Origin of the sequence: Henriciella sp., assembly GCF_049649345.1 — a bacterium.
Lineage (GTDB): Bacteria > Pseudomonadota > Alphaproteobacteria > Caulobacterales > Hyphomonadaceae > Henriciella.
In genome coordinates this window covers 1-6,581 of the sequence record NZ_JBARZC010000326.1, presented here as the reverse complement: position 1 = coordinate 6,581, position 6,581 = coordinate 1, and the positions used below count along the sequence as shown (strand labels likewise).

At 63.3% G+C, this 6,581-nt stretch carries 6 protein-coding genes; 5 read left to right on the top strand and 1 reads right to left on the bottom strand.

From position 1 onward, the window contains the following. On the top strand, positions 1–1,210 hold a 1,210-nt coding region (locus tag WA989_RS08690; RefSeq protein ID WP_424340109.1), incomplete at its 5' end, for a membrane dipeptidase. A gap of 39 nt (positions 1,211–1,249) precedes the next feature. Further along, positions 1,250–3,403, top strand: a complete 2,154-nt coding sequence (locus WA989_RS08685; RefSeq protein ID WP_424340108.1) for an acylase — start codon at positions 1,250–1,252, stop codon at positions 3,401–3,403. A gap of 124 nt (positions 3,404–3,527) precedes the next feature. Here the strand turns inward: WA989_RS08685 and WA989_RS08680 are convergent, their stop codons facing one another. Then, a complete protein-coding gene (locus tag WA989_RS08680; protein ID WP_424340107.1) occupies positions 3,528–4,235 on the bottom strand; it encodes a dienelactone hydrolase family protein in 708 nt (235 codons plus the stop codon). A gap of 104 nt (positions 4,236–4,339) precedes the next feature. Between WA989_RS08680 and WA989_RS08675 the strand changes: the two genes are divergently transcribed. The 3 genes from WA989_RS08675 to WA989_RS08665 form a co-directional block, all read left to right on the top strand. Further along, positions 4,340–5,272: a nucleoside hydrolase gene (locus WA989_RS08675; protein WP_424340106.1), complete on the top strand. Its 933-nt coding sequence runs from the start codon at positions 4,340–4,342 to the stop codon at positions 5,270–5,272. Then, the gene (locus WA989_RS08670) at positions 5,272–6,135 is read left to right on the top strand and encodes a ribokinase (RefSeq protein ID WP_424340105.1); all 864 of its coding nucleotides are present in this window, start codon (positions 5,272–5,274) and stop codon (positions 6,133–6,135) included. The genes WA989_RS08675 and WA989_RS08670 overlap by 1 nt, the downstream gene beginning before the upstream one ends. 18 nt (positions 6,136–6,153) lie before the next feature. Then, positions 6,154–6,581 (top strand): hypothetical protein (locus WA989_RS08665; protein WP_424340104.1); only part of this gene is annotated, 428 nt, incomplete at its 3' end.

The window sequence follows — 6,581 nt, the reverse complement described above, 5'->3', positions numbered from 1 at the left end:
CACCCATACTGTCTCGTCGAGTTCGGCGGCGGGCTTGTCTGCCGATGTCCTGCGCCTGCATCAGGATATGCTCGTCATGGACACGCATCTCGACACACCGGCCTATTTCCACAGGCCCGATTATGATTTTTCGGCGCGCGGAAGTTTCGAGGAGGACGGCACCCATGTCGACCTGCCGCGCATGAAGGAAGGCGGCCTCGATGGGGGCTTCTGGGTGATCTACACCGCGCAGGGCCCGCTGGACGAAGGCTCCTATGATGCGGCCCGCAATGCCGCCACGCTGCGCCAGATGGCGATCCGCGAAATGGCGGCGAAATATTCCGATGAAGTCGAACTCGCCTTTACTGCGGATGATGCGGAACGGATTGCAAATGAGAGCAAGCGCGTTGTCTATCAGAGCATGGAAAATGCCTATCCGCTGGGCACGGACATCTCGCTGCTGGAGACCTTCTACATTGGCGGGCTGCGCATGGTGAGCCCTGTTCATTTTGCCGACAACCAGTTCGCAGACAGCGCCACCGATGCACGCCCGGACAGCTATGATGGCCTCAGCCCGCTCGGCGAGGAGCTGGTGCGCAAGGCCAATGAGCTTGGCCTCATCCTCGACGGCTCGCATGCCTCCGACCAGACGGTGTACGACATGATCGAGGTCTCCGAAACGCCGCTGATCCTGTCCCATACCGGTGTCGACGGGGTCTACGACCACTTTCGCAACATCCCGGACGAGCTTCTCATCGCAATCGCAGAGGATGGCGGCGTTATCCAGATGAATGCGCTCGGCGCCTATCTCGAAGACCTCGAGCCGTCCGAGGAGCGCACTGCCGCGCTGGAAGAGCTGACGGCGGAGTATGGCGAATATGGCGACATGGATGACGAGACACGGGAAGTCTATATCACGGCGCGCCGCGAGGTGGACAAACAATACCCCGCGCCGCGCTCTACCTTCGAGAAGTTTCTGGAGCAGACCCTTTATGCGCTGGAGCTGGTCGGGCCGAACCATGTCGGCATGGGCGCTGACTGGGATGGTGGCGGCGGCGTCGACGGGATGACTGACATCACCTATTTGCCCAAGGTCACGGCGGCGCTGCTGGAGGCAGGCTATTCCGAAGAGGACATCGAGAAGTTCTGGTCCGGCAACATGCTGCGCCTCCTGCGCGAGGCCGAAGCGGCGCGGACCTCGACGCTGTCATCGCCGGACGTGCTGAACTAGGCAGGCGGCCTTTCGGCAGGCTGCGGGAGGGAGCCGGCGATGCGGATACTCAAATGGCTCGGCCTGGTCCTTCTGCTGGCTGTCGTGGCCGCCGGGGTATGGCTCTGGGACCCGATCGGCTCCAATCCGCCGGCCGATGAGCTGGCAGCCGCAGCGTCCAGCTATGACGCAGAGATCATCCGCGACACCTGGGGCGTGCCGCACATCTATGGCGCGCGCGACGCAGATGTCGCCTTCGGTGTGGCCTATGCCCATGCAGAGGATGATTACGAGACCATACAGGAGGTCGTCGCTGCGACGCGGGGCAACCTCGCTCGCTACAAGGGGGCCGGTGCCGCGCCGACCGATTATATCGTCGCACTGCTCGGCGTATGGGACACGATCGACGCTCGCTATGACAGCGATGTGGCGGCCGATGTGAAAGCGGTTGCAGAGGCCTATGCCGCGGGGCTCAATCTCTATGCCTCCCAGAACCCGGAGACGACCTGGGCGGGGCTCGCTCCGTTCACCGGCGAAGACGTTGTCGCCGGTTTTATCTTCAAGACGCCCTTCTTCTATGGCCTCGACGGGACGCTGCTGGAGCTGTTCGGCGATGAGCGCCGGGCCGAGATTGCGCTCGATCCGTCTGCCGGGCGCGAGGCCTTCCATGCCGTGCCCAAGGGCCAGCCGGAGCGCGGCTCGAATGCCTTTGCGGTCTCGCCGGATCGCTCTGGCGATGGTGTCACGCGTCTCCTCATCAATTCCCATCAGCCGATGACCGGGCCTGTCGCCTGGTATGAGGCCCATCTGGTGTCCGAAGAGGGCCTCGACATTACAGGCGGGATCTTCCCTGGCACGCCGCTCATCCTGCATGGCTTCAACCGCGATGTCGGCTGGGCCAATACGGTCAACAAGCCGGACCTTGCCGATGTCTACCGGCTTGAGATCAATCCGGAGGATGCCAATCAGTACCGTCTCGACGGCGAATGGACCCGTTTTGAAACCGAGACCGTGACCATCCCTGTCGGCCTCTGGGGCCCGTTTGCCTTCAAGGCGAAGCGCACCCTCAAGCACAGCCAGCATGGCCCTGTCATCGAAGCCGACCATGGCACCTATGCCATCCGCTATGCGGGGCGCGGCGAGATCGGCCAGCTCGAGCAGTATTACCGCCTCAACCAGGCCGGCAACCTTGAGGACTTCCTCGACGCCATGTCGCTCAATGCATTGCCGAGCATCAACTACATCTATGCCGACCGGCATGGCGATATCGCCTTTGTCCACAATGGCCAGTATCCCGATCGGCTCGAAGGATGGGACTGGCAAAAGGATCTGCCGGGCGACCGCTCGGACCTGATCTGGGAGGGCTATCGCGGCTTTGCCGATGTGCCGAAGCTGATCAACCCTGAAAGCGGCTTCCTCTTCAATTCCAACAACACGCCTTATGCCGCGACCGATGGCCCCGACAATCTCGAGGCGGATGATTTCCCGCAAGCCATGGGGCTTCAGGAAAACCAGACGAGCCGGTCATTGCGGATCATCGAGCTCACCGATGGCGAAACGCCGATCGGCCGCGACGCGCTACTCGCCATCAAATTCGCCACCCGATATGCCGAGGGCTCGCAGGCCGATGAGGTGGTCGCCGCTGTCCTCGCCGAGGACTGGAGCGATGATGCCGAGCTAGAAGCTGCGGCCCGCCACCTCGCCGCGTGGGATCTCGATATGAGCGCCGACAGCCGTCATGCCGCGCTCGGCGGGCTCACCGTGATGCGGGAGATCACCGCGCAATTTACCGGTCTTGAACCGCCGCCTCCGGCTCAGGCTTTCCGGGACGCCGTCGACTACCTCAACACTCATTATGGCCGCATCGACCCTGAGTGGGGAGAGATAAACCGGCTGGTGCGCGGCGAGACGGACCTGCCCGTGGATGGCGGTCCCGATACGTTGCGGGCGATCTATCCCGCCGAGATCAGGGATGATGGCAAACTGCATGCTTCGGCCGGTGACACCTGGATCGCACTGGTCGAGTGGGACGAGGACGGTGACCAGACCGCCTCCGTCATCCACCAGTTCGGCTCGGCGACGCTGGATGAGAGCTCGCCGCATTATAATGACCAGGCCCCGCTCTTCGCCGGCAAGGAATGTCGCCCCGCGCTGCTCGACCGCGCGGATGTAGAGGCGAATGCGACGCGGACCTATCGGCCGGGGCGCGATTAGGGCGGCGCTGTGACAAGCGATCTCGTGGTTCGACTTCGCTGACCATGAGGTCTTACTTGACGAACATTAGGCCTTCATCCTGAGCGAAGTCGAAGGACGAAGGCGCGAGCCAGGATGGCTGTGTCTAGCTGAACACCTCACCGAGATAATCCTTCAGCGCGGCGAGGCTGCGGCGCTCGGCGACGGGATTATACACCGTGCCGAAGTCGGGATCGTTCGCGTCAGGATTGGTGAAGGCGTGCATGGTTCCGCCATAGGCGTGGATCTGCCAGTCGGCGCCGGCTTCGGTCATTTCCTGAGTGAAGGCCATCACGTCTTCGGGCTTGGCCATCGGATCGTCCCAGCCGTGCAGGACGAGGATTTTCGATTTCGTCTTGTGGCCATCGGTGTTGCCGGGGGCGCCGAGCAGGCCGTGGAAGGAGGCCACCGCATCGACATCCATGCCGGCGCGGGCCATGTCGAGCACGCAGAGCCCGCCAAAGCAGAAGCCGATCGCCGCCGCGCGGTCACAGCCCGATTTCTTTTTTGCGGTTTCCAGGCCGAGTTCGAGACGGTTCTGCAGTTCGGACCGGTTGGACGCCAGCGGCTCCATCAGGGCCTGACTTTCTTCCTTGGTCGAACCGCGTTTGCCAACGCCGTAAACGTCCATGGCGAACCCGGCATAGCCCCATTCCGCCAGCATATCGGCCTTCTTGTGATCGAACTCATCCTGCCCGCCCCAGGCATGGGCGACCACGACGACAGCCTTGGGTTTGCCTTCCGGCATGGCGAGATAGCCTTCATAGGTCTGGCCGCCGGCTTCGTACTCAAGGGATTTCGTGGAGATGGACATGTTCTGTGTTTCCTTACGTCTTGTCTGCAGTGACACTTAAGGCCGCGTCTGCGTGACGACTAGCCCTTGCCGGAACGCCCGGACTGGTTTTCTGTTCTAATACAATGAGAAAAAGACAAATTATAATCGATTGTGACCCCGGCCTCGATGACGCCGTGGCGCTGCTCACGGCCTTTGCGGCGAGCGACACGCTTGACGTCATCGGCATCACTACGGTCGCAGGCAATGTCCCTGGCGACCTGACGGCTCGCAATGCGCGGATCATCCGGGAGCTGGCCGGCGCCGGCAAGGACGTGCCGGTTTGCAAGGGCGCGCCGGTGCCGATGCTGCGCGATGCGGTGACGGCCGAGGACTTCCACGGCTCGACAGGGCTCGGCAATATCGACTTTCCCAAACCGCGCATCCCCGCGTCGCGCCAGCATGCGGTGAACTTCCTTGTGAAGACATTGCGCGCCACCAAGGGCTTTCCCGCCACACTCGTCATCACCGGCCCGATGACCAATATCGCGCTCGCCTCTGTGATGGCGCCGGACATCACGCGCGGCATCAAGGAGATCGTCCTGATGGGCGGGGCAGATAGCGAAGGCGGCAATATCACCCCGCATGCCGAGTTCAATGTCTTCGCCGATCCGCATGCGGCTCACGCCGTCTTCAATATCGGAGTGCCTGTCCGTGTGCTGAACCTTGATGTGACCCATCAGATCAGGACCAGCGATCAGCAGGTCGAGCGGGTGCGGGCGCTCGGCTCGAGACAGGCGATTGCGGCAGCGGATCTGCTCGCCGCCTCCAACCGGCTCGAAGTGGCGGCCAAGGCGCGGGTCGCGCCGCTGCATGATCCGTCGACCATCATTGCGCTGCTCCGGCCGGACCTGTTCGACGGGCGCAAGGCGCGTGTCAGTGTGGTAACCGAAGAGGGCGACCGTTTCGGCAAGACCGTGCCTGAATATCGCGAGGACGGGCATGTGCTCTGGTATGACAAAGCCGATGCCGACGACGTCTTCTCCGAAATGCTCGGCCAGCTTGGAAAGTATCGCTGATGGCCGCCCCTAAGATCATCACAGTCGGTTCGGTCAATCTCGACCTGGTCGCCTCCGCCGAGCATCTGCCAGCCCCCGGCGAGACCGTGACCGGGGCGAGCTTTGCGCAATACCCCGGCGGCAAGGGCGCGAACCAGACGCTTGCGGCGCGCCGGCTTGGCGCAGAGGTCTCGATGATCGGCCGGGTCGGGGATGATCCGTATGCCGATGAGGCGCTGGCCCTGCTGAAAGCCGATGGTGTGGATCTCTCCGGCGTCATCACCGATGAGCAGGCTGCGACAGGCGTTGCGCTGATCGGTGTCGATGCCAGGGGCGAGAACCAGATCATTGTCGCGAGCGGGGCGAATGGTGAAGTAGGCTCCGGCGATGTGACAGGGGCTGGGCCAGCTGACGCGGTGCTCTGCCAGCTCGAAGTGCCCGTGCCGGCCGTAATGGAAGCGGGCAAGATCGAGACCCCGCTGTTTGCGATCAATCTTGCGCCGGCCCTCCCTGTGCCGGCCGCTTTGCTGGAACGGGCCGACCTGCTGATCGTCAATGAAATCGAGGCCGACTTCTATGGCGCCCTCATTCATCGCGGCGATGGCATGGTGGCGCTGACGCTCGGGCGGCAAGGCTCTGTCCTCTATCGGGCCGGCAAGGAAGTCGCGCGGATGAACGTCTTCACTGTTCCCGTAATCGACACGACGGGGGCAGGCGACACGTTTTGCGGCGCGCTGGTCGTGGCGCTGGCCGAAGGCATGGATGAGGGCAAGGCGCTGCGCTTTGCATCCGCCGCGGCAGCGCTTGCCGTCACCAAGCCCGGCGCGCAACCGTCCATTCCAGACAGGAAAGAGGTCGAGGCTTTTCTCGCCGACCTGCCATAAGGGGCGGAGGTGTGACGCATGAGCGAGCTTCCTTTTACGCGAAACCGGACGAGCGCTGAGCGGGACGCGGCGATCCGCGCGGCGGTGAGGTCCGTCACGCAGCTTCCATCGACGGCGCATCATAGCCGGATGGCGCAGCCCGGGGATGCATCGGCGTTGCTGACCCTTCTGGAGCATCCGGACGTTCGCAACTGGATCTATTCGCTTCCCAAACCTCTGACGCTCGCCTCGGTCGAGGCTTTCATCGAGAAGACCCTGGCGGCGCAGGCGCGCGGCGAGGGGCTGTTGTCGCTCAACTTTGATGAGCGCGGGGCGGTGGCCGGCTATTCGGAGGTCCGGGTCTGGCCGGAATGGGCGGCCGGCGAGGTGGCAGGCGCGATGCGGCCTGACTTGCAGAGCAAGGGCCAGGGCGGGGCCGGCATGGCGCGGACCTTCACCTGGATGTG